Here is a 22839-nt window from a genome sequence, read left to right as displayed (position 1 = left end):
ACTGTTATTGTTCGGTAATACCTACATTAATTTTTATTCCCCGTAACCACCAATAAATATTACCGAATATTAACGTGAATCAGTTCGTATAAAATGAATGATAAAGCTGCGATGATAAACCAGAAAATACCGAATAATTAATTCTGAATAAGAGATGTAAAAAAACCCCGTCGCAACGAGGTTTTCATCAGTACGAACGTTAATGCGTTCAGCTATCTTAGAACGGAATATCGTCGTCGAAGTCCATCGGCGGTTCGTTAGACGGCGCTGCCGGAGCGGACTGCTGCGGACGAGACTGTGCGCCACCGCTGAACTGGTTGCCGCCCTGCGGCTGCTGAGGCTGACCCCAACCACCCTGCTGCTGACCACCACCTGCTGGCGCGCCGCCGCCCTGACGACCACCCAGCATTTGCATGGTGCCGCCAACGTTAACAACGACTTCAGTGGTGTATTTTTCTACGCCGGATTGATCGGTCCATTTGCGGGTACGCAGTTGGCCTTCAATATAGACCTGAGAACCTTTACGCAGATATTCGCTGGCAACTTCCGCCAATTTGCCGAACAGCACAACACGGTGCCACTCAGTCTGCTCTTTCATTTCGCCGGTCGCTTTATCACGCCAGGATTCGGAAGTAGCCAGCGTAATGTTGGCAACTGCGCCACCATTCGGCATATAGCGTACTTCCGGGTCCTGGCCCAGATTACCGACGAGAATCACCTTGTTTACGCCTCTGCTGGCCATGATCGTGTCTCCTGAAAAACGTTACTGAATAAGTGTAAGCGCGGGATTGTAGCATTTCCAATAGCGCTTTTACTACGTTGCGAAGTTGATTCCAGTAAACAACCTCAGCCAGACATTGTTGCACAGACACCTGTGTTTTGCATTCCAATACTGTATATCCATTCAGGTTAGGTTGTGTCATAATTAACCGTTTGTGATCGCCGGTAGCACCATGCAGCCAGGCAAAAAAGCGTTTAATCCGGGAAAGATGAATGGATAAGATCGAAGTTCGGGGCGCCCGCACCCATAATCTCAAAAACATCAACCTCGTCATCCCGCGCGACAAGCTGATTGTCGTCACCGGGCTTTCGGGCTCAGGCAAATCTTCGCTCGCTTTCGACACCTTGTATGCCGAAGGGCAGCGTCGTTACGTTGAATCCCTTTCCGCGTACGCACGTCAGTTTCTGTCGCTGATGGAAAAACCGGACGTCGACCACATTGAGGGGCTCTCTCCTGCCATCTCAATCGAGCAGAAATCGACGTCGCATAACCCGCGATCCACGGTTGGGACAATTACCGAAATTCACGATTATCTGCGCCTGCTGTATGCCCGCGTTGGCGAGCCACGCTGCCCGGATCACGACGTGCCACTGGCGGCGCAAACTGTCAGCCAGATGGTAGATAACGTGCTGTCCCAGCCGGAAGGCAAGCGCCTGATGCTGCTGGCACCGGTAATTAAAGAACGTAAAGGTGAGCACACCAAAACGCTGGAAAACCTGGCAGGCCAGGGCTATATCCGCGCGCGTATTGATGGCGAAGTGTGCGACCTTTCCGACCCGCCTAAACTTGAGCTGCAAAAGAAACACACTATCGAAGTGGTGATTGACCGCTTCAAGGTACGTGACGATCTTACCCAGCGACTGGCCGAATCGTTTGAAACCGCACTGGAGCTTTCCGGTGGTACGGCAGTGGTCGCTGATATGGATGACCCGAAAGCAGAAGAGCTACTGTTCTCCGCCAACTTCGCCTGCCCGATTTGTGGCTATAGCATGCGCGAGCTGGAACCCCGACTGTTCTCGTTCAACAACCCCGCCGGCGCGTGTCCAACCTGCGATGGTCTTGGCGTACAACAGTATTTCGATCCTGACCGGGTGATTCAAAACCCGGAACTGTCGCTGGCCGGTGGCGCCATCCGTGGCTGGGATCGCCGTAACTTTTATTACTTCCAGATGCTTAAGTCGCTGGCAGAACACTATAAGTTCGACGTCGAAGCCCCGTGGGCCAGCCTGAATCCTGCGGTTCACAAAGTGGTGCTATACGGTTCCGGCAAAGAGAATATCGAATTCAAATACATGAACGATCGCGGCGATACGTCCGTGCGTCGTCACCCGTTTGAAGGTGTGCTGCACAATATGGAGCGCCGTTATAAAGAGACGGAATCCAGTGCGGTACGCGAAGAATTAGCCAAGTTTATCAGCAACCGACCTTGCGCCAGCTGTGACGGAACCCGTCTACGCCGGGAAGCTCGTCACGTGTTTGTCGAGAATACGCCACTGCCAGCGATTTCCGACATGAGCATCGGTCATGCAATGGATTTCTTCAACAACCTGAAACTTGCCGGTCAACGGGCGAAGATTGCTGAGAAAATCCTCAAAGAGATCGGCGATCGTCTGAAGTTCCTGGTCAACGTAGGCCTCAACTATCTGACGCTGTCCCGTTCAGCGGAAACGCTCTCCGGTGGCGAAGCACAACGTATTCGTCTGGCAAGCCAGATTGGCGCCGGTCTGGTCGGTGTGATGTACGTGCTGGATGAACCGTCTATCGGTCTGCATCAGCGCGATAACGAACGTCTGCTGGGTACGCTTATCCATCTGCGCAATCTGGGTAACACCGTGATTGTGGTTGAGCACGATGAGGATGCCATTCGCGCCGCCGACCACGTTATCGACATTGGCCCAGGTGCAGGCGTTCACGGCGGCCAGGTGGTTGCTGAAGGAACGCTGGAAGACATCATGGCCGTACCGGAATCGTTAACCGGCCAGTACATGAGCGGTAAGCGCAAGATTGAAGTACCGAAACAGCGCGTAGCGGCTGACCCGGGAAAAGTGCTGAAGCTGACTGGCGCACGCGGCAACAACCTGAAAGATGTTACCCTGACGCTGCCGGTGGGTCTGTTTACCTGTATTACCGGCGTGTCCGGTTCCGGGAAGTCGACGCTGATTAACGACACCTTGTTCCCGATTGCCCAAACCCAGCTTAACGGCGCCACGCTGGCAGAGCCCGCGCCATACCGGGATATCCAGGGTCTGGAACATTTCGATAAAGTCATCGACATTGACCAAAGCCCGATTGGTCGTACGCCGCGTTCTAACCCGGCAACCTACACCGGGGTATTTACGCCTGTGCGCGAACTGTTTGCCGGCGTGCCGGAGTCACGTGCACGCGGTTACACCCCGGGCCGTTTCAGCTTTAACGTCCGTGGTGGACGCTGTGAAGCCTGTCAGGGCGATGGCGTGATCAAAGTCGAAATGCACTTCCTGCCAGATATCTACGTGCCGTGCGATCAGTGCAAAGGTAAGCGCTATAACCGCGAAACGCTGGAGATTAAGTACAAGGGCAAGACTATCCACGAAGTGCTGGATATGACGATTGAAGAAGCCCGTGAGTTCTTCGATGCCGTTCCGGCGCTGGCGCGTAAGCTGCAAACGCTGATGGACGTTGGTCTGACGTACATCCGCCTGGGGCAGTCCGCAACGACCCTCTCAGGCGGTGAGGCGCAGCGCGTGAAGCTGGCGCGTGAGTTGTCAAAACGCGGTACCGGACAGACGCTGTATATTCTCGATGAGCCGACCACGGGTCTGCATTTTGCCGATATTCAGCAACTGCTGGACGTGCTGCATCAGCTCCGGGATCAGGGCAATACCATCGTGGTGATTGAGCACAATCTGGACGTGATTAAAACCGCAGACTGGATTGTCGATCTCGGTCCGGAAGGCGGCAGCGGCGGCGGGGAAATTCTGGTCTCCGGCACGCCGGAGACGGTCGCTGAATGTGAAGCCTCACACACGGCGCGTTTCCTCAAACCACTGTTGTAATTACGCAACACTTATCAGGCCCACAGAACAGGCGTAAAGCTTGTAGGCCTGATAAGGCGCTTGCGCCGCATCAGGCAACGGTTGTGCCTGATGGCGCTACGCTTATCAGGCCTACAAGACCGTTCAGGGCTGCGCCAGCAACCTGCGTTTATCTTCCGGCAAGGTGTTGATGGCCTGCTGGTAAGACGCGTCCACCAGATAATAAATCTGTGAACCTGGCAGCGAGCCGTCAAGATACACCGTGCTCCAGTGCGCTTTATTAAGATGGCGGCTGGGTCGCACGTCTTTATGTTGCTGACGCAGCAATTCTGCCAGTTCAGGGCTGGTTTTCAGAGACACCGCCGGGCGACCTTCAACCTCTTTGACCATCGCAAAGAGTACATCTTCAACTTTGATTTGCGTGGCTTTCCAGTCACTGTGCACGCTCTGCTCCGCGCCTGTTTTTGCCATGCAGTATTGCAGCAACTCCGAATTCGTCATTTTTATTCCCCTTACCAGCAAATCGCCTAATAAGAACATCATTTATTCAGTGTGCAGCAAGTCCGCAAAAGGTAAAAGCCGGTAACGTAAATTTGTTTAAAAAACCACCAATCCGCATTCAGTGACCTCAGTACTCTGAATTTACGATCACCTCTTCACCAAACCCTCCTGCCTGTGGCAGCGGCTTATAGGTAGAGTTAGAGGCGCGTAAAATACGGATACCGCGGATTCCTACGTCACGGGCGGCGGTGATGTCATTGTCGGAGTCGCCGTAGAACATGCGGATGCTTTTATCCTGTAGCCACTGTGTTTTGGTGTTTTGACCGGGTTTATCACCGGCAAAAATGACTGGATTCATATTGCCGGCCGGGATGTGAAAGTTATCGGCCAGCGTTTTAGAGACCGTTTCGGTCTTCGTCGGGCTGCGTCCGGTCACGAAAAAGATACTGTCTCCACGACGCACGTGCATATCAATCAGCTGCCGCGCCACTTCTTTCGGAATGCTGAATTCATCCCAGCCGTTGTTCATTTTTTCCCAGAAGGCCGGATTCTTCAGGTAATCCTCACTGTCCGGAGAGTACGTTTTTTTACCGCGCCAGAAGCCCGGGCTGGAAAAGAGAACCGTATCATCGATATCAAAGCCAACGGCCATCGGCGGGCGGCCCGTCAGACTATTTTCAATTTGAGCAACAGAGACCCAATGAATGGGAGCCTGCTCAGCGAGTTTTGCAACGTTAGTACCGGGATTGAGCTGAGAAGGAGAGGAAACTAACGCCTGAGCGGGCTGATTCAACGTGAACAATAAATAAACGGCACTCAGTGCCAAAGTAATCTTGCGCATATTTTTCCCTAAGTAGTCAGTTAGTTATCATTTTTTATTTAACAACTGGTCAAAAAACTATCTGACCTTACCCCTTGGGGGAAGGGAAAGGAAGGATTTTCTCTGGTTTTGTCCAGGAAAAGGAGCATGATCACACAGGAAAGTGTGCCTGATGGCGCTGCGCTTATCAGGCCTACAAACGAAAATCCATGTACCCTTGTAGGCCGGATAAGGCGTTTACGCCGCCATCCGGCACACACAAAGCCGATTACATGACGGCGGCAAATGCCTTTGCCACTCGCTGCACGTTACCGTGATTCAACCCGGCCACGCACATACGACCACTGGCAATCAGGTACACCCCGAACTCATCGCGCAGGCGATCGACCTGAGCGGCGCTGAGTCCGGTATAGCTGAACATACCGCGCTGTTGCAGCAGGTAATCAAAGTTACGACCGGGGATCTCCGCATTCAATACGTTAACCAGCTCCTGACGCATCGCCAGAATACGGGTACGCATCTCTTCGACTTCCGCCAGCCAGCTGGCTTTCAGCGCGTCATCACCCAACACCGCGGCAACCACCTGCGCACCAAAGTTTGGCGGACTGGAGTAGTTCCGGCGCACTGTCGCTTTTAGCTGTCCCAGAACGCGGCTGGCGGCATCGGCATCTTCACACACCACTGACAGCCCACCGACGCGCTCACCGTATAAGGAGAAGATCTTCGAGAATGAGTTGCTGACCAGAGCAGGCAATCCGGCGCTGGCAATGGCGCGGATGGCGTAGGCATCCTCTTCCATTCCACCGCCGAAGCCCTGGTAAGCAATATCCAGGAACGGGATCAGATCACGTGCCTTCAGGATCTCAATGACGCCATCCCACTGTGCGGGAGTTAAATCCGCACCCGTCGGGTTATGACAGCACGGATGCAGCAGCACGATGCTACGCGCGGGTAAGATATTCAGCGCTGCCAGCAGGTCGTTGAAACGCACACCGTTGGTCGTGTTGTCATACCAGGGGTAAGTACTTACGTCGAATCCAGCGCCTTCAAAAATCGCGATATGGTTTTCCCACGTCGGATCGCTGACCCACACGCCAGAATCAGGGAAATAGCGCTTCAGGAAGTCTGCGCCCACTTTTAACGCACCAGACCCCCCCAGCGTCTGAATCGTTGCCACGCGCTGCTGCTGGAGAACCGGATGATCTGCGCCAAACAGCAACGGCGCAATAGTATGGCGATAAGCGTTCAGACCTTCCATCGGCAGATACAGCGAAGCGCCATGCGGTTTGGCATTGAGTCGGGCTTCCGCTTCCGCCACCGCTTTAAGCTGAGGAATAATCCCATCTTCGTTGTAATACAGGCCAATGCTGAGGTTCACTTTGTCGCTACGTGAATCTTCTTTGAACCGCTCCATAAGCGATAAAATCGGGTCGCCAGCGTAGGCGTCAACTTTTTGAAACACGTGTGGTTCTCCAGGTTTACAGACAGAGGATTAGAACACAATAAACCGGAAGCAGGAGAAGATCGAGAGGATGTTGAGAGGAATATTGCCGGAGGGCGGGGTAACCGCCTTATCCGGCACATTATGCGCTTAATCGATATACTTCATCGCCACGCGCGACGTCAGGCGCGTAATAAGTTCGTAAGCACTTACTTTCGTCATTTCAGCAATGCGTTCAACGGGCAGGCCTTCACCCCACAGGATCACCGAATCGCCCGCTTTGTCCTGCGCCTCGGGGCCTAAATCGACGCAGATCATATCCATCGCGACGCGACCGACGATCGGCACTTCACGGCCATTAACCAGCACCGGCGTCCCAGACGGCGCTGCGCGCGGATAACCGTCGCCGTAACCCATCGCTACTACGCCGAGACGCGTATCGCGCTCGCTCTGCCAGGTTCCACCATAGCCAACCGGTTCGCCCGCTTTGTGCTCACGCACCGCAATCAGGCTGGAGGTCAGCGACATCACCGGCTGGCAGCCAAAATCGGCGCCGATAGAGTGGTTTTCCAGCGGCGATACGCCGTACAGAATCAGCCCCGGACGCGCCCAGTCGAAGTGGGACTGAGGCCACAGCAAAATACCACCCGACGCGGCAATTGAACGCTGCCCCGGTTTGCCCTCGCAAAAGCTGTTGAAGATATCGAGCTGTTTTTCCGTCGCACCGCATTCAGGTTCGTCTGCGCGGGCAAAGTGGCTAACGATATTGACCGGCTGGCGCACGTTTTCACATTGCGTTAAGCGCTGATAAAACGCTTCGGCCTGCTCAGGGCGCACGCCCAGGCGGTGCATTCCCGTGTCGAGCTTCATCCAGACGGTGACCGGTTCAGCCAGTTCTGCGGCTTCCAGGGCTTCAAGCTGCTCCTGGTTGTGGACGGCAGTATGCAGACGCTGCGCGGAGATCGTCGGCAGATCGGCGGCATCAAAAAATCCCTCCAGCAGCAGGATGGGCTGCGTGATCCCTCCCGCTCGCAACCGCAGGGCTTCTTCAAGACGAGCGACACCAAAAGCGTCCGCATCGGGGAGCGTTCGCGCGGTCTCTAACAGACCATGGCCGTAAGCGTTCGCTTTCACGACCGCAACCAGTTTGCTGGCAGGAGCCAGTTCACGCAGACGTTGCAGGTTGTGTCGCAGAGCGCGGCGGTTAATAACTACAGTTGCCGCTTGCATTTGTATTCCTTAATAAAAGAATCTCCTCAATCATTCGTGTTGCAGCAAGGCGACAAGCCTGAGAATCACCGGGAGCTTAGTAAACTAAGTGACCGGGGTGAACGGGCGTAGTCAACGCATCTGCAGCATGAAGGATGACGGAGATTTATTCGTCGTCGTATTGTGGGCCCGCATAATTGTCGAATCGCGACCACTGGCCGTTAAACGTCAGGCGCACCGTGCCGATCGGACCGTTACGCTGCTTACCAATAATAATTTCGGCAATACCTTTTAAATCGCTGTTTTCGTGATAAACCTCATCACGATAGATAAACATGATTAAGTCGGCATCCTGTTCGATGGAGCCGGATTCACGCAGATCCGAGTTAACCGGGCGCTTGTCGGCGCGTTGTTCCAGTGAGCGGTTAAGCTGCGACAGCGCTACCACCGGCACATGCAGTTCTTTTGCTAACGCCTTCAGCGAGCGGGAAATTTCAGCAATTTCCAGCGTACGGTTATCGGAGAGCGACGGCACGCGCATCAGCTGCAGGTAGTCGATCATGATCAGGCCGATACCGCCGTGTTCACGAGCGATACGACGAGCACGCGAGCGCACCTCCGTTGGCGTCAGGCCGGAAGAATCATCAATATAGATGTTTCGTTTCTCCAGCAAAATACCCATTGTTCCGGAAATTCGCGCCCAATCTTCATCATCCAGTTGACCGGTACGGATTTTGGTTTGGTCTACGCGTGACAGCGAGGCCAGGGTACGCATCATGATCTGTTCTGAGGGCATTTCAAGACTAAAGATAAGAACCGGCTTATCCTGCAACATCGCCGCATTTTCGACGAGGTTCATTGCAAATGTCGTCTTACCCATCGACGGACGCGCGGCGACGATAATCAAGTCTGACGGCTGCAAACCCGCCGTCTTTTTGTTGAGGTCATCATAACCGGTGTTTACCCCGGTGACGCCGTCGTGCGGCTGCTGGAACAACTGCTCGATACGCGCGACGGTGGCGTCGAGCACATCGGTGATGTTTTTCGGGCCTTCGTCTTTGTTGGCGCGGCTTTCAGCGATTTTAAAAACGCGTGATTCCGCGAGGTCCAGTAGATCTTCACTGGAACGGCCTTGCGGATCAAACCCGGCTTCCGCAATTTCGTGCGCAACCGCAATCATGTCACGAACAACGGCACGTTCGCGGACGATATCCGCATAAGCACTAATGTTCGCCGCACTTGGCGTATTTTTAGATAACTCAGCCAGGTAAGCAAAGCCGCCGACGCTGTCCAGTTGTCCCTGAACCTCCAGCGATTCTGCGAGCGTGATCAGGTCGATAGGTTTTCCCATCTCCTGCAGTCGATGCATTTCCGTGAAGATGTGCCGGTGCGGTCGGGTATAAAAATCTTCCGCCACCACGCGCTCGGCCACATCGTCCCAGCGTTCGTTATCCAGCATTAAACCGCCCAACACCGACTGTTCCGCTTCAATCGAGTGCGGCGGTACTTTCAGCCCGGCGACCTGGGGATCGCGCTCACGAGCATCAGTCTGTTGTTTGTTGAAGGGTTTATTTCCTGCCATAGTGAATGGAGTTACCGAGATAATGATTGGGTCGAAAGATTACCACATTTCTTTTGGAGGAAGCATGGCAACGCGTATTGAATTTCACAAGCATGGTGGTCCTGAAGTGCTTCAGGTCGTCGAGTTTACGCCTGCAGATCCGGCGGAAAACGAAATCCAGGTCGAGAATAAAGCGATTGGTATCAACTATATCGACACTTACATCCGCAGTGGTCTTTATCCACCGCCTTCTCTGCCCAGCGGTCTGGGAACCGAAGCCGCAGGCGTCGTCAGCAAAGTGGGGAGCAAAGTGGCGCACATTAAAGCTGGCGATCGCGTGGTTTACGCCCAGTCTGCGCTTGGCGCTTACAGCTCAGTACATAACGTTCCGGCCGATAAAGCCGCCATTCTGCCTAATGCCATCTCTTTTGAGCAGGCAGCAGCCTCATTTCTGAAAGGGTTAACCGTTTTTTATCTGCTGCGTAAAACCTATGAAATCCAGCCCGACGAGCCGTTTTTATTCCATGCGGCTGCTGGCGGCGTCGGGATGATTGCCTGCCAGTGGGCAAAAGCATTGGGTGCGAAGCTGATTGGTACCGTCGGCAGTGCGCAAAAAGCGCAAATTGCGCGGCAGGCCGGCGCATGGCAGGTTATTAACTATCGTGAAGAAAGCATAGTTGAGCGAGTGAAAGAGATAACCGGCGGTAAAAAAGTGCGGGTGGTGTATGACTCGGTGGGGAAAGATACCTGGGAAGCCTCACTGGATTGCCTGCAACGCCGGGGATTGATGGTCAGCTTTGGTAATGCTTCCGGGCCGGTGACTGGCGTGAACTTAGGTATTCTGAACCAGAAAGGTTCGCTGTACGTGACCCGTCCTTCACTCCAGGGGTATATCACCAATCACCGTGAATTAACTGAAGCCAGCAATGAGCTGTTCTCGCTGATTGCCAGTGGGGTGATCAAAGTGGATGTCGCGCCGGGTCAGAAATTTGCGTTAAGTGACGCGCAACGGGCCCATGAAGCACTGGAAAGCCGGGCCACGCAGGGCTCGAGTTTACTGATCCCGTAATGCTCCGACTTCCCCTAAATAATTCAAGCAGCAGGAAGGCGGCAATTGAATGAATCCCCAGGAGCTTACTGGAGTAAGTGACTGGGGTGAATGAAAGCAGCCAACACACCTGCGGTTTGAATTATGACGGGGAAGTAAAGAATTAGGGCTTCCCGTAGGAAGCCCTTTCTTTTTTTAGTTCGGCTGTATGTAGGGTACAGCTCGATGAATTCGTTAACCGCGCAATAGTGACAGATTTGATAATCAATTCCTATTTGGTTCTAAAGGCAATGTTGCAGGTTGTGACGCACCGCTCAATACCTTAGTAAAATCGACGGTTATTGCGCTGATACTGTGGGACTTTTGGCGCTTTTATCGCCTTGATAATCCACACCACGGCAACGGCCAGCAGCAGCCAGGGTAAAAGTTTTATCATCAAGGCAAAGAGTCCGCCCAAAAACATCACCACAGTGGCAACCACCAATGCGGCCAACACCCCCAGCAAAGATACGCCGGTGACCATCAGCATGATAAAAAACCCAATCACAAAAAGTAGTTCCAGCATGGCTCTCTCCCGAAATGAAATTCTCTCCATTGCATTACAAGAAACATGCCAAAATTAATGCATTGATTTATAAAGAAAACGCCCCGCGACAAAGCGCAGGGCGTGGTGAAATTAACTAACTTTTGGTGAGAACTTAACGCTTGTCTGCCACCAGCTTCAGCGCGTGCTCCAGTACGTTAATATCTGCCCCGGCTTTATGCGCATTTTCGCTCAGATAGCGACGCCACTGACGAGCCCCAGGGATCCCCTGAAACAGCCCCAACATATGGCGCGTCACATGTCCCAAATAGGTTCCCTTACTCAGTTCACGCTCAATGTACGGGTACATGGCGCGCACCACGGTAACCGGATCGGTATCTTCGGTGGTAGCTGCAAAAATCTCGCGGTCAACGGACGCCAGAATTCCTGGGTTTTGATAAGCTTCACGCCCCACCATCACGCCATCCATATGTTGCAGATGCGTTTTCGCTTCTTCCAGTGATTTAATGCCGCCGTTGATCGACATCGTCAGCTGCGGAAAATCGCGTTTTAGCTGATAAACACGGTCATAATCCAGCGGTGGGATTTCGCGGTTCTCTTTCGGGCTTAACCCCGACAGCCAGGCCTTGCGGGCGTGGATGATAAACATCTCACATTCGCCGTTACCGGAGACCGTGTTGATGAAATCGCACAGAAATTCGTAGCTGTCCTGGTCATCAATGCCGATACGGGTTTTCACCGTGACAGGTATCGACACCACATCGCGCATCGCTTTGACGCAATCAGCGACCAGTTGCGCATTCCCCATCAGGCAAGCGCCAAACATCCCGTTTTGTACGCGATCGGAAGGGCAGCCGACGTTGAGGTTAATCTCGTCATAACCTCGTGCTTCAGCCAGCTTTGCGCACTGGGCCAGCGCGGCAGGATCGCTCCCGCCCAGTTGCAATGCGACCGGATGCTCTTCTTCGCTATACGCCAGGTAATCGCCTTTGCCATGAATAATTGCCCCGGTGGTCACCATCTCCGTATAGAGCAGCGTCTGGCTGGACAGTAAGCGCAAAAAGTAGCGGCAGTGTCTGTCCGTCCAGTCGAGCATCGGCGCGATAGAAAAACGATGAGCGGGAAAAGCGGTAGACTGAGATTCAGGCAGCATGGCGAATATTCAAGCATCCGGTTAAAAAAGGGGCGCTACTATAGCATAGACCGTTGCGATAGTGAGCCACATCATCGTGGATAGCGCCCTTCGTCCGCGTGGATCGTCATTTCCGCCCGGGTTTTCCGTCGTGTGGACCAAAAAACTGTGGAGGATGGTCAACCCAGCGATCCTCGCGCGTGGCGGCATAAACCGGATTAAGCGGATAATAAATGCGATTGTATTTTTTGTTCGCCTCACCGACGACCAGCAGACGTACCTCTTCACTGGTGTTATTGATAAAAGTGTGGCACACACCGGTTCCTGCCGGAAAACCGACGCTATCGCCGGGTTCCAGCTTCCATAAGTAACCATTTATCCAGGCTTCCGGGTAGCCTTCCAGCACGTAGATGAACTCTTCTTCATCGCTTTCAGCGTGTGGATAAGAAGTACGACGCCCCGGCGGCAGACGTTCGTGATGAATGCCTAATCGCCCTAACCCCAACCTGCGGGCCAGCGGCGCGCCAATAGAAAAAATCTCATCGCTGCCTGGATAGGTGGAGTCATCAGGCCCCTCAACTTCACGCCAGTGGCGAATACAATCGGGTCTTTTCATGTTAATTTTCCAGTGTTGCGATGCGTCAGGTATAGCACACAGCGGTGGATCTCGGCGTTTTAAGCAGAACATGATAAAGTAAGGGATTAACCTTCCACGCAAATCGAGGCGCCAAATGGACAAAACCACCACGCAGGAGTTATTGGCTCAAGCTGAAAAACTCTGTGTGCAACGTAACGTGCGGCTAACGCCACAACGCCTCGAAGTGCTGCGCCTGATGAGCCTGCAGGAAGGTGCGATCAGCGCCTATGACCTGCTTGATCTGCTGCGGGAAACCGAGCCGCAGGCCAAACCCCCTACCGTGTATCGTGCGCTCGATTTTCTGCTGGAACAAGGGTTTGTGCATAAGGTGGAATCCACCAACAGCTATGTCCTTTGCCATCTGTTCGATCAGCCAACCCATAGCTCGGCAATGTTTATTTGTGACCGCTGTGGCGTGGTAAAAGAAGAGTGTGCGGAAGGCGTGGAAGATATTATGCATACGCTGGCAGCTAAAATGGGATTTGCTCTGCGCCATAATGTGATTGAAGCCCACGGCCTGTGTCCGGCATGTGTGGAAGTTGAATCATGCCGCCATCCTGGCGAATGCCAGCATGACCATACAATTCAGGTGAAAAAGAAAGTCGGGCGGTAAATAAAAGAGCGTACGTCCTTGTACTCTCAGGAGGGAGGGGTTAATTACCAGCGGTAATCGTTGCGTTTTTCCCAATCTTTAACTTCTTTCTCCGCCTGATCTTTCGCGTACCCGTATCGTTCCTGGACTTTACCTACCAGCTGGTCGCGTTTACCTTCAATGACCGTCATATCATCATCGGTCAGTTTGCCCCATTGCTCTTTCACTTTACCTTTGAACTGTTTCCAGTTACCGCTGACTTCGTCTTTATTCATCATCAAGTCCTCATCGTTAGGTTGTGAATAGCGCGAGTGCCATGTCCAGACACATGCTGTTTTCTCTGGACGTGAGAATAAGTGTAGTCAGTGATTCTGAGCTTTATTTACTATTCGGAATTTTTAACCATTCCTTTCAGGCAAACCAGGTACCATTACGCCAGTGACGCCGCCAGATAAAGGCCAGCGATAGCCCGCGCAGCGCGAGAAAAACGGTTAACGCCAGCCACAAACCATGATTTCCGAGCCACGGCAAAGTCAGGAGCGTTAAGGTGAATCCCACTGCGGCAACGGCCATACTGTTGCGCATTTCTGCAGCCCGCGTCGCGCCAATAAACATCCCGTCCAGCAGATAACACCACACCCCCACCAGCGGTAACACCACCTGCCAGATGAGGTAACGATCGGCTAACTGCTGAATCTGTGGCAGGGAAGTCAACGATACAATGATGTGCTCGCCGAACAGGGCATAGACCAGCGAAAAAAGGATCGCCACAATTCCCGACTGCCGACACGCCGCTCGCCAAACATCCAGCAGTTGACTGCCATCCCGCGCGCCATAAGCCTGACCAGAATGGGCTTCCACGGCATAGGCAAATCCGTCCAGCGCATAGGCGGTGAACGTCAACAGAGTCATCAGAACGGCGTTGACTGCAATAATATCGCCCCCGAGACGCGCCCCCAGCACCGTAATCGCACCAAAACAGAGCTGCAACAACAGCGAGCGCAGCATGATGTCACGGTTAAGCGCCAGTAAACGGCGGAAGTTGCCACGCCACGCCTGCTTCAGCATTGCCAGCGAAATTCCGCGCATATGCAGGACCTTACGTACCATCATCAGACCGATCAGCAAAGTGGCATATTCGGCAATCACCGTCGCCAGCGCCGCGCCCTGTACGTTCATATGCAGGCCCATCACCAGCCACAAATCGAGCATGATGTTAAGCACATTGCCGACAATCAGCAGGATAACCGGCGCACGCGCATACTGAACGCCAAGCAGCCAGCCGAGCAGCACCAGATTAGCCAGCGAGGCGGGTGCGCTGAGCCAGCGGATTTCAAGGAAACGCCGGGCTTGTTCCAGTACCGCTTCACTTCCCCCGACAATATGCAGCGCGACATCGATAATCGGAGTGCGAAACAGCGCGATAAGCAGCCCCGCTCCCAGCGCCAGCATCAGCGGCTGAACCAGCGCGCGCGCCAGTGCCTGCGGATTTTTCGCACCGAACGCCTGGGCTGTCAGACCAGTGGTACTCATACGCAAAAAAAGCAGCAGCATAAAGAGAAAACTGGTCGCTGTTGCGCCAACGGCAACGCCACCAAGGTAGACCGGGCTATCCAGATGACCAATCACCGCGGTATCCACCAGTCCCAGCAGGGGAACAGTGATATTGGAGAAGATCATCGGTAAGGCGAGGTGCCAGAGTGCTTTATCAGAGGAGGTAAAGAAAGGCATACAGGAAAGCCTGATGAAAAGAAGTGAAAACTAACTGTGGCGCAGAATGCGCCACAGTATTAATACATGATTACAGCCATTCACCGTTACGAATCACGCCTACCGCCAACCCTTCAATGGTGAAGTTTTGCTCGCGCAGATCGACAACGATAGGTTTAAATTCACTGTTTTCCGGCAGAAGTTCAACCTTGTTGCCCTGCTTTTTCAGGCGCTTAACAGTGACTTCATCATCAATACGGGCAACAACAACCTGGCCGTTACGCACGTCCTGCGTTTTATGCACAGCCAGTAAATCGCCATCCATAATCCCGATATCTTTCATCGACATACCGCTGACGCGCAGCAGAAAATCGGCGTTCGGTTTGAACAGTGATGGGTCAACCTGGTAATGGCCTTCGATGTGCTGCTGTGCCAGAAGTGGCTCACCGGCCGCGACACGACCAACAAGCGGTAAACCTTCCTCTTCTTCCTGCAGCAGGCGAATACCACGCGATGCGCCAGAAACGATTTCCAGTACACCTTTACGCGCCAGTGCTTTCAGGTGTTCTTCAGCCGCGTTTGGGGAACGGAACCCCAAACGCTGCGCGATCTCCGCACGCGTCGGTGGCATACCTGTCTGGCTGATGTGATCTCTAATGAGATCAAACACCTCTTGCTGCCTGGCCGTTAACGCTTTCATTCCGCCCCCTGGGTGTATATACAGTTATGCTGTGAGTATATACAGCTAAAGGCGAATTTGGAACCGCAAACTGCACAAAAAACAGGAGATTTATGAAGTTGTGGAACCTTTATCGCAAATGCGACCACAACAGGATGCCCCAGGTGATCAGAGCGACAAAAATAGAAAGCAATACTGCAGCCGATCCCATATCTTTCGCCCGGCCAGAAAGCTCGTGATACTCCGAACCAATTCGGTCGACGACCGCCTCAATGGCGCTATTCAGAATTTCAACGATCATCACCAGCATCACCGAACCAATCAGCAGTACGCGGGTAATCGCGTCAACGTCCAGCCAGCAGGCGATGGCTACCCCCAACAGTACGGCAACGCTTTCCTGACGGAATGCCGCCTCATTGATCCATGCGGCGCGGAAACCTTGCCAGGAATAGCCTGCTGCTTTGATAATCCGAGTAAATCCAGTGGTATTATTGGCCATCAAAAGAACCTTTTTACATAATTAGCGTGAGTATTATTGTATCGTTACCCTGTTTGTTTCAGGGCATAAGCAAAGCTGCGCGAAGTATGACGGGATACCACAGAAATTCACTAAACTTTCTGATATCCTTGCAGCGCATTTGCATTATTAACCAGAGGCTTTACATCGTTTATGTCCGGCTGGCCACGAATTTACTACAAATTACTGAATTTACCATTAAGCATCCTGGTAAAAAGCAAGTCTATCCCGGCGGAACCCGCCCCGGAATTGGGACTCGATACCTCTCGTCCCATTATGTACGTCTTACCGTACAACTCAAAAGCTGACTTGCTGACACTGCGTGCCCAATGTCTGGTGCACGACCTCCCTGACCCCCTGGAACCGCTGGAGATAGATGGGACTTTGCTGCCGCGCTACGTGTTTATACACGGCGGCCCGCGTGTATTCACCTATTACACGCCAAAAGAAGAGTCCATCAAGCTGTTCCATAACTATCTCGATCTGCATCGCAGCAACCCCGATCTGGATGTACAGATGGTGCCGGTGTCGGTGATGTTTGGGCGTGCTCCAGGGCGCGAGAAAGGCGAAGTCAATCCACCGCTGCGCATGCTGAATGGCGTACAGAAATTCTTTGCCGTCTCCTGGCTGGGACGCGACAGTTTTGTCCGCTTCTCACCTTCCGTCTCCCTGCGCCGCATGGCAGACGAACACGGCACAGATAAAACTATCGCGCAGAAACTGGCACGCGTGGCGCGTATGCACTTTGCCCGCCAGCGCTTAGCGGCGGTTGGCCCTCGCCTTCCTGCCCGCCAGGATCTGTTTAATAAACTGCTGGCCTCAAAAGCCATCGCACGCGCGGTGGAAGATGAAGCACGTAGCAAAAAAATCTCCCATGAAAAGGCGCAGCAAAACGCTATCGCATTGATGGAAGAGATTGCCGCGAATTTCTCCTATGAGATGATCCGCCTGACGGACCGTATCCTGGGCTTTACCTGGAACCGGCTGTACCAGGGAATTAACGTTCACAATGCCGAGCGCGTACGCCAACTGGCGCACGACGGACATGAAATCGTCTATGTGCCGTGCCACCGCAGTCATATGGACTACATGCTGCTGTCGTATGTTCTGTACCATCAGGGGCTGGTTCCACCGCATATCGCGGCAGGGATCAACCTGAATTTCTGGCCGGCAGGTCCGATTTTCCGCCGTCTGGGCGCATTCTTTATTCGTCGTACGTTTAAAGGCAATAAGCTCTATTCCACCGTATTCCGCGAATACCTGGGCGAGTTGTTCAGCCGTGGTTACTCGGTTGAATACTTTGTCGAAGGTGGCCGCTCACGTACCGGCCGTCTGCTTGACCCGAAAACCGGCACGCTGTCGATGACCATCCAGGCGATGCTGCGCGGCGGTACGCGTCCCATTACACTGGTGCCTATCTACATCGGCTACGAGCATGTGATGGAAGTGGGAACTTACGCAAAAGAGCTGCGTGGCGCGACCAAAGAGAAAGAGAGCCTGCCGCAAATGCTGCGCGGTTTGAGCAAGCTACGTAATCTGGGTCAGGGCTACGTTAACTTTGGCGAACCTATGCCATTGATGACCTACCTGAATCAGCATGTGCCGGAGTGGCGCGAATCTATCGATCCTATCGAGTCTATTCGCCCGGCCTGGCTGACGCCGACAGTGAATAACATTGCTGCCGACCTGATGGTACGCATTAACAACGCGGGCGCGGCCAACGCCATGAACCTGTGTTGTACCGCGTTACTGGCTTCCCGTCAGCGTTCTCTGACGCGCGAGCAGCTAACCGAACAGCTCGATTGCTACCTGAGCCTGTTGCGCAATGTGCCGTATGCTTCGGATACGACAGTGCCGACACAAAGCGCCAGTGAACTTATCGACCACGCCTTGCAGATGAACAAGTTTGAGGTTGAGAAAGACACGATCGGTGACATCATTATTCTGCCGCGCGAGCAGGCGGTACTGATGACCTACTACCGCAACAACATTGCGCACATGCTGGTTCTGCCTTCGTTGATGGCCGCGATTGTGACTCAGCACCGCCGGATTTCACGCGCCGCATTGCAGCAGCATATTGAAGCGCTGTACCCGATGCTGAAAGCAGAGCTGTTCCTGCGTTGGGAGCGTGATGAGCTTGCCGGGGTAATTGACGAGCTGGTCAACGAAATGCAGCGTCAGGGTCTGATAACCCTGCAGAACGATGAGCTGCATATCAACCCGGTTCATTCTCGCACGCTGCAGCTGTTGGCTGCGGGCGCGCGTGAAACGCTACAGCGCTATGCCATTACCTTCTGGCTGCTGAGTGCGAACCCATCCATCAACCGCAGTACCCTGGAGAAAGAGAGCCGCACCGTGGCACAACGTCTTTCCGTGCTGCACGGTATCAACGCGCCTGAGTTCTTCGATAAAGCTGTGTTCAGCTCCCTGGTGCTGACGCTGCGTGACGAGGGCTACATCAGCGATACCGGTGATGCCGAACCGGAAGAAACGATGAAGATCTATCAGATGCTGGCCGAGCTGGTCACATCCGATGTGCGTCTGACCATCGAAAGCGCAACGCAGGGCGAGTAAGCATAAAAAAACCGGTCGAAATGACCGGTTTTTATTGTGCAGGCTAAGCCAAACTCAAAGGTGCCAGTAGCTCATCGCCAGCCCTAAGAACAGCACCAGCCCCACATAGTTATTGTTCATAAACGCTTTAAAGCAGGCATCCCGTTCACGATCGACAATCAGTTTCTGCTGATACACAAACAGCGCGCCCGCCACCAGCAGTGACCAGTAATAGCCCAGCCCCAACCCGTTTAACCAGCCCACCATCGCCATCAGCGCCAGCACACCAACCTGCAGAATGCCAATAATCAGCTTGTCGTTCTGACCAAACAGAATGGCGGTTGATTTAATGCCAATCTTCAGATCGTCATCACGATCGACCATCGCATACTGGGTGTCATAGGCCACCGCCCAGAGAATGTTGGCGAGGAACATCAGCCAACAGCTCAGTGGTACAGACTCACTCACGGCGGCAAACGCCATGGGAATAGACCAGCCAAACGCCGCCCCCAGCACCACCTGCGGCAGGTGCGTATAGCGTTTCATGAAGGGATAAACCCACGCCAGTGCTAACGCGGCAACGGACAACAAAATCGTCATCGTGTTAAGAGTCAGAACCAACAGGAAGGCGAGCAACACCAGCACAACAAACAGTGTTCGGGCCTCTTTCTCCGTGACTGCACCGCTCGGTAGCGGCCGGTTTGCGGTCCGTTTGACGTGTCCGTCAAATTTCCTGTCGGCATAATCATTCACCACGCATCCGGCAGCGCGCATCAGCCACACACCGGCGACAAACACCGCCAGTATCCACAATTGCGGTACGCCGGGGGTCGCTACCCACAGCGCCCACAGCGTAGGCCAGAGCAGTAGTAAGGCACCGATTGGCTTATCCGTACGCATCAAGCGGTGAAACGCCAGCAGCTTATTCTGCGTCAGACTCCACTCCATCTTTATCTTCCTCTCAGTACAACGGCGATGCAGGCAAAAAAAGCTCGGTAAGCATCAGCGGCTTACCGCTCAGCCGCAGGCGGGAACGACGTCCCCACAACGCTGCATCGCGGCCAATCTCAATAAAATCGCGGGTCAATGTCGATGATGTAAACAAATAGCGCCCGAGCGGGGTTTTCCCCAAATTTTGTAAAGCCAGTTCGGGGCCGCACAAGGTGGATTCCGGCACGACAGTCCGACCGGCAAGCCACGGCTCACCATCCGCGCATAACAGGATTTCCCGCAACCAATAGCGGGATTCTGCCGGCAGCAACGTCAACTCTTCAGTGACCTCATTTTGCCCAACGAATCCTTCTCGTATCAATGTTACGGTGACCTGTTTTCCCTGCTGCTCAAAACGTTTGGTCATGGAATCTTCCAGTAACAACCAGTCGAGCAATTGGGGGTCAAGCGACGGGATCGCATCAAAATAACGCAGAGCACGCAGTTGCGTTAACGCGGGGTGTGGCATGCCTTACTCTCCGATTCATAACCTGAAGGCATTGTATCGCAGAAAAGGCTTTGCGGGGTGAGCAAACACGATTAAGTGATCGGTAGGGCAACATAAGTGTAACAAGTAGCATCGAAGGATAAAAAAAGGTGCGCCAGGAGACGCACCAGTTGTTGCAAAATCAACAATGTGGGGAGATGGTTACCCCTTGCCTTTTACACTGCTGATAAAGGTGGAACGGGCAGATTTGGATCCCAGACGTTCAGCTTCATCAAGCAGCTTCAGCGCTTTATCGACATCGCCTTTCGCCACGGCATCCTTAATGCCCTGGTTAAAATAACTTTCCGTGTCATTTAACATCGGCTCGCTTTTCTTCACTGGTTGCGGTGCCGGTGCGGCTACCGCGGCAGCCGGAGCCGCATAGGCCACCGCAGGCGCTGCGGTATTACCCACCGTGACAGGGCCAGGGCCGGATGAGCCAAACAGCGGCCCGACCAGCACGCTGGAGGAGGAGCTGGTTTTGACTTTCAGTTTCAGCAGACCGTCGGTGGTATGACGGGCGATCGGGTCAGGAATATCCGGAACAGCGTTGCCCACACCCTTGGCATAGGCTTTTGCCGGGTCAAGCAGGGTCGTGGTCTGCTGGAGATCTTTATCTGTGGTAAAGACCAGAACATAAAGTTTTTGCTGGCCCAGCGCTGGCGTCAGACGCATTACCCCTTCCAAACGATCGGCACTCATCACGCCGGGCTCCTGGTAGGTGAAATAGCTGCTGGGGAAGAACGCAGATGGCGTCATGTTCTGATCAAGAATTAAGACGTTTGGCGCAAATACACTGGTTTGTTTGTTGACTTCACTGGTCAGCGTCAGGGTTAACTCACCAATATTTGCGGGTACGCTGTACGCAGCAACTGGGCCAGTAATACCAGCAACATCCAGACGCTGACCCGCTGTCGCTAGCTGTGTCGCCTGGGTTTTGGATTGATCAACCGGCGTCCAGGTTAACTGTTGTAGCGCAGCAGTGGGGATAGTTGGAGCCGCGGTGGTGTTCTGCGGAACAATATTTACATCGGCCAGGCTGATGCCAGGCGCGCTGGCAAATAACCCTGCAGATAAACAAAGGGCAACGAGACTTTTCTTCATTTTCATTGTTATCACCTCAGATAGCATGGGTTCAGCGGTGGCCAGGCAATAGCGCGCTAAACCGTAATCAAGAGGGGCTGGCGCCCCTCTTTCGGTCTTTACGTCAGGTTAGTGCTGAATTACCACCAGATTTCCATCTGGGCACCGAAGGACCACTCATCGCTGTCGCCACGGCTGGTTGTGCTGATACCAGAGTTCGTTGCAGCGGCGTATTTGGTTACGTCGTTACCATTTTTAACGTAGCCCCACTCTTCATCCCATTTGGCATAGGTTGCAAAGACACGAATTGCCGGGCGGGACCAGATGCTGTCACCCGCCTGCCACTGTTGCGCCAGGGTGATTTTGTATTGGCTGTTGCGATCGCTGGTCTGCTGAGATTTGACGTTGTCGTAACCGACTTCCAGCAGGGTGCTCATGATCGGTGTCCATTTGTACATCGGACGAATACCGACGGTGTACCATTCGGTCCCCAGGTCGTTATCCATATCGAGGTTCTGGTACATACCGACGTACATCAGATCCCATTTGTCGCCCAGGGAGATTGCACCGTGGTCAAGTACGCGGAACAGGCTACCGTTGTTATTAATAACGTTATTGGCGTAATTCGTTTTACTACCGTCTGGGTTAGTAACGGTGATGGAGGATGAACCGTAAGACCCTTGGTTCAGACCTTTACCCTGAGTGGTCATAGAATCTGTCGCGTACTGAACAACAAACTTGTTGTAGCCCTTCAGCATGCTCTGGGTATGTTCAGCGGTGAACATCCAGCCGTCTTTAGATGCGCCGTCTGCCAGGTGGTAATCATCGGTGGTATTCGCACGGCCATAGTCAACGCCCAGTTCCAACATCCCATCCGGGTTAGTTGCCAACTGCGCTAAACGAACATCAAATACGTCGTTGGCGGTGTCTTTGGTACGATCATAGATATTCTGGCTACTGAAAGCGTATGAACCACCCGCTTCCTGTGAACGGCTCGCGGCCAGAGACAGTTTACCGAAGCCCAGATCGATGTTTTCAATACCAGCACCAGGACCTGAAATATCCCAGTAGTAGAAGTCGATCATGTGAACGTCATGACGCTGATAGAAGCGCTTACCGGCCCAGATAGTGGAGCCTGGCAGCCATTCAATCAGGTTTTTACCCTGCACGTTGGCTTCACGGAAGGCCGGGTCAGTCCCTTCCCAGTCATTCTGCTGTGCGACGGAATAGGCAACGTTAGTGTCGAAGTAGAAGCTCTTATCGCCTTCTTTCCACACTTCCTGGCCCAGCTTAATTTCGGCATAGGTTTCACATTCGTTACCGAGACGGTATTTACTTTGGGCACCGGTTGCCTGGAAACATTGTTGTTCGCCGCCACTACCTGTCCAGCCGATACCGGAACGAGCATAACCATGGAAATCGACAGCCATTGCCTGAACAGACATAATGCCTGCCGCCACAGCAACCGCCAGAGGGAGCTTGCGCAGAGTAATCATCGTTCTATCTCCTGAGATCATTGCTTTTCTTTAAACGCTTCACC

The 22839-nt window shown here is 53.4% G+C and carries 21 protein-coding genes; 4 read left to right on the top strand and 17 right to left on the bottom strand.

All coding sequences use genetic code 11. From position 1 onward, the window contains the following. Positions 1-217: 217 nt before the first annotated feature. Positions 218-742: a single-stranded DNA-binding protein SSB1 gene (gene ssb1, locus OGX91_RS17980; RefSeq protein ID WP_003826621.1), complete on the bottom strand. Its 525-nt coding sequence runs from the start codon at positions 740-742 to the stop codon at positions 218-220. Positions 743-993: 251 nt separating this feature from the next. Here ssb1 and uvrA point away from each other — a divergent pair, with 251 nt between their 5' ends. Further along, positions 994-3816, top strand: a complete 2823-nt coding sequence (gene uvrA / locus OGX91_RS17975) for an excinuclease ABC subunit UvrA (protein ID WP_199947655.1) — start codon at positions 994-996, stop codon at positions 3814-3816. Positions 3817-3939: 123 nt separating this feature from the next. Here uvrA and OGX91_RS17970 read toward each other — a convergent pair whose 3' ends face one another. The 5 genes from OGX91_RS17970 to dnaB all read right to left on the bottom strand — a co-directional run bounded on the left by OGX91_RS17970 (position 3940) and on the right by dnaB (position 9348). After that, complete coding sequence (locus OGX91_RS17970; RefSeq protein ID WP_005132621.1) at positions 3940-4296, bottom strand: MmcQ/YjbR family DNA-binding protein; 357 nt, start codon at positions 4294-4296, stop codon at positions 3940-3942. Between the two features lie 127 nt (positions 4297-4423). Then, positions 4424-5137 carry an acid phosphatase AphA gene (aphA, locus tag OGX91_RS17965; RefSeq protein WP_199947657.1) on the bottom strand — a complete coding sequence of 238 codons (714 nt, stop codon included), beginning with the start codon at positions 5135-5137 and terminating at the stop codon, positions 4424-4426. Positions 5138-5384: 247 nt separating this feature from the next. Beyond that, positions 5385-6578, bottom strand: a complete 1194-nt coding sequence (gene tyrB / locus OGX91_RS17960; protein ID WP_005132638.1) for an aromatic amino acid transaminase — start codon at positions 6576-6578, stop codon at positions 5385-5387. 129 nt (positions 6579-6707) lie between these two features. After that, entirely contained in the window at positions 6708-7787 is a 1080-nt protein-coding gene (gene alr / locus OGX91_RS17955; RefSeq protein WP_005132641.1) for an alanine racemase, read from the bottom strand. Positions 7788-7932: 145 nt separating this feature from the next. Then, on the bottom strand, positions 7933-9348 hold the full coding sequence (gene dnaB, locus OGX91_RS17950) for a replicative DNA helicase (RefSeq protein WP_286627083.1): 1416 nt from the start codon (positions 9346-9348) through the stop codon (positions 7933-7935). Between the two features lie 64 nt (positions 9349-9412). On the opposite strand from dnaB, the gene OGX91_RS17945 reads away from it, so the two are divergent. Beyond that, positions 9413-10396: a quinone oxidoreductase gene (locus OGX91_RS17945; protein WP_182289516.1), complete on the top strand. Its 984-nt coding sequence runs from the start codon at positions 9413-9415 to the stop codon at positions 10394-10396. Positions 10397-10697: 301 nt separating this feature from the next. On the opposite strand, the gene pspG is transcribed toward OGX91_RS17945, so the two are convergent. The 3 genes from pspG to OGX91_RS17930 all read right to left on the bottom strand — a co-directional run bounded on the left by pspG (position 10698) and on the right by OGX91_RS17930 (position 12667). Beyond that, complete coding sequence (gene pspG / locus OGX91_RS17940) at positions 10698-10940, bottom strand: envelope stress response protein PspG (RefSeq protein ID WP_040229808.1); 243 nt, start codon at positions 10938-10940, stop codon at positions 10698-10700. A gap of 133 nt (positions 10941-11073) precedes the next feature. Then, entirely contained in the window at positions 11074-12072 is a 999-nt protein-coding gene (gene dusA / locus OGX91_RS17935; RefSeq protein WP_286627082.1) for a tRNA dihydrouridine(20/20a) synthase DusA, read from the bottom strand. A gap of 106 nt (positions 12073-12178) precedes the next feature. After that, a complete protein-coding gene (locus tag OGX91_RS17930) occupies positions 12179-12667 on the bottom strand; it encodes a cupin domain-containing protein (protein WP_155021927.1) in 489 nt (162 codons plus the stop codon). A gap of 115 nt (positions 12668-12782) precedes the next feature. Here OGX91_RS17930 and zur point away from each other — a divergent pair, with 115 nt between their 5' ends. Continuing rightward, a complete protein-coding gene (zur, locus tag OGX91_RS17925) occupies positions 12783-13301 on the top strand; it encodes a zinc uptake transcriptional repressor Zur (protein WP_005132657.1) in 519 nt (172 codons plus the stop codon). 44 nt (positions 13302-13345) lie between these two features. On the opposite strand, the gene OGX91_RS17920 is transcribed toward zur, so the two are convergent. The 4 genes from OGX91_RS17920 to OGX91_RS17905 all read right to left on the bottom strand — a co-directional run bounded on the left by OGX91_RS17920 (position 13346) and on the right by OGX91_RS17905 (position 16168). Then, positions 13346-13555: a CsbD family protein gene (locus OGX91_RS17920; RefSeq protein WP_005132658.1), complete on the bottom strand. Its 210-nt coding sequence runs from the start codon at positions 13553-13555 to the stop codon at positions 13346-13348. 136 nt (positions 13556-13691) lie between these two features. Beyond that, a complete protein-coding gene (dinF, locus tag OGX91_RS17915) occupies positions 13692-15011 on the bottom strand; it encodes an MATE family efflux transporter DinF (protein WP_286627081.1) in 1320 nt (439 codons plus the stop codon). 70 nt (positions 15012-15081) lie between these two features. Continuing rightward, positions 15082-15690: a transcriptional repressor LexA gene (lexA, locus tag OGX91_RS17910; RefSeq protein ID WP_003826596.1), complete on the bottom strand. Its 609-nt coding sequence runs from the start codon at positions 15688-15690 to the stop codon at positions 15082-15084. 109 nt (positions 15691-15799) lie between these two features. Then, entirely contained in the window at positions 15800-16168 is a 369-nt protein-coding gene (locus OGX91_RS17905) for a diacylglycerol kinase (protein ID WP_005132664.1), read from the bottom strand. Positions 16169-16339: 171 nt separating this feature from the next. Between OGX91_RS17905 and plsB the strand changes: the two genes are divergently transcribed. Then, positions 16340-18760 (top strand): glycerol-3-phosphate 1-O-acyltransferase PlsB, encoded by a 2421-nt coding sequence (gene plsB, locus OGX91_RS17900; protein WP_005132666.1) that lies wholly within the window; start codon positions 16340-16342, stop codon positions 18758-18760. 54 nt (positions 18761-18814) lie between these two features. Here plsB and ubiA read toward each other — a convergent pair whose 3' ends face one another. The 4 genes from ubiA to OGX91_RS17880 all read right to left on the bottom strand — a co-directional run bounded on the left by ubiA (position 18815) and on the right by OGX91_RS17880 (position 22795). Further along, the gene (gene ubiA, locus OGX91_RS17895; RefSeq protein ID WP_005132667.1) at positions 18815-19687 is read right to left on the bottom strand and encodes a 4-hydroxybenzoate octaprenyltransferase; all 873 of its coding nucleotides are present in this window, start codon (positions 19685-19687) and stop codon (positions 18815-18817) included. A 13-nt stretch (positions 19688-19700) separates the two neighbouring features. After that, on the bottom strand, positions 19701-20198 hold the full coding sequence (ubiC, locus tag OGX91_RS17890; RefSeq protein ID WP_005132668.1) for a chorismate lyase: 498 nt from the start codon (positions 20196-20198) through the stop codon (positions 19701-19703). A gap of 180 nt (positions 20199-20378) precedes the next feature. After that, positions 20379-21326 (bottom strand): maltose operon protein MalM, encoded by a 948-nt coding sequence (gene malM / locus OGX91_RS17885; RefSeq protein WP_005132669.1) that lies wholly within the window; start codon positions 21324-21326, stop codon positions 20379-20381. Positions 21327-21439: 113 nt separating this feature from the next. Beyond that, positions 21440-22795: a maltoporin gene (locus tag OGX91_RS17880; protein ID WP_005132671.1), complete on the bottom strand. Its 1356-nt coding sequence runs from the start codon at positions 22793-22795 to the stop codon at positions 21440-21442. Positions 22796-22839 lie beyond the last annotated feature (44 nt).

The sequence above is a fragment of the Citrobacter sp. Cpa228 genome, from assembly GCF_030333085.1.
Classification (GTDB): domain Bacteria; phylum Pseudomonadota; class Gammaproteobacteria; order Enterobacterales; family Enterobacteriaceae; genus Citrobacter; species Citrobacter pasteurii.
This window is presented reverse-complemented; position numbering and strand designations above follow the sequence as displayed.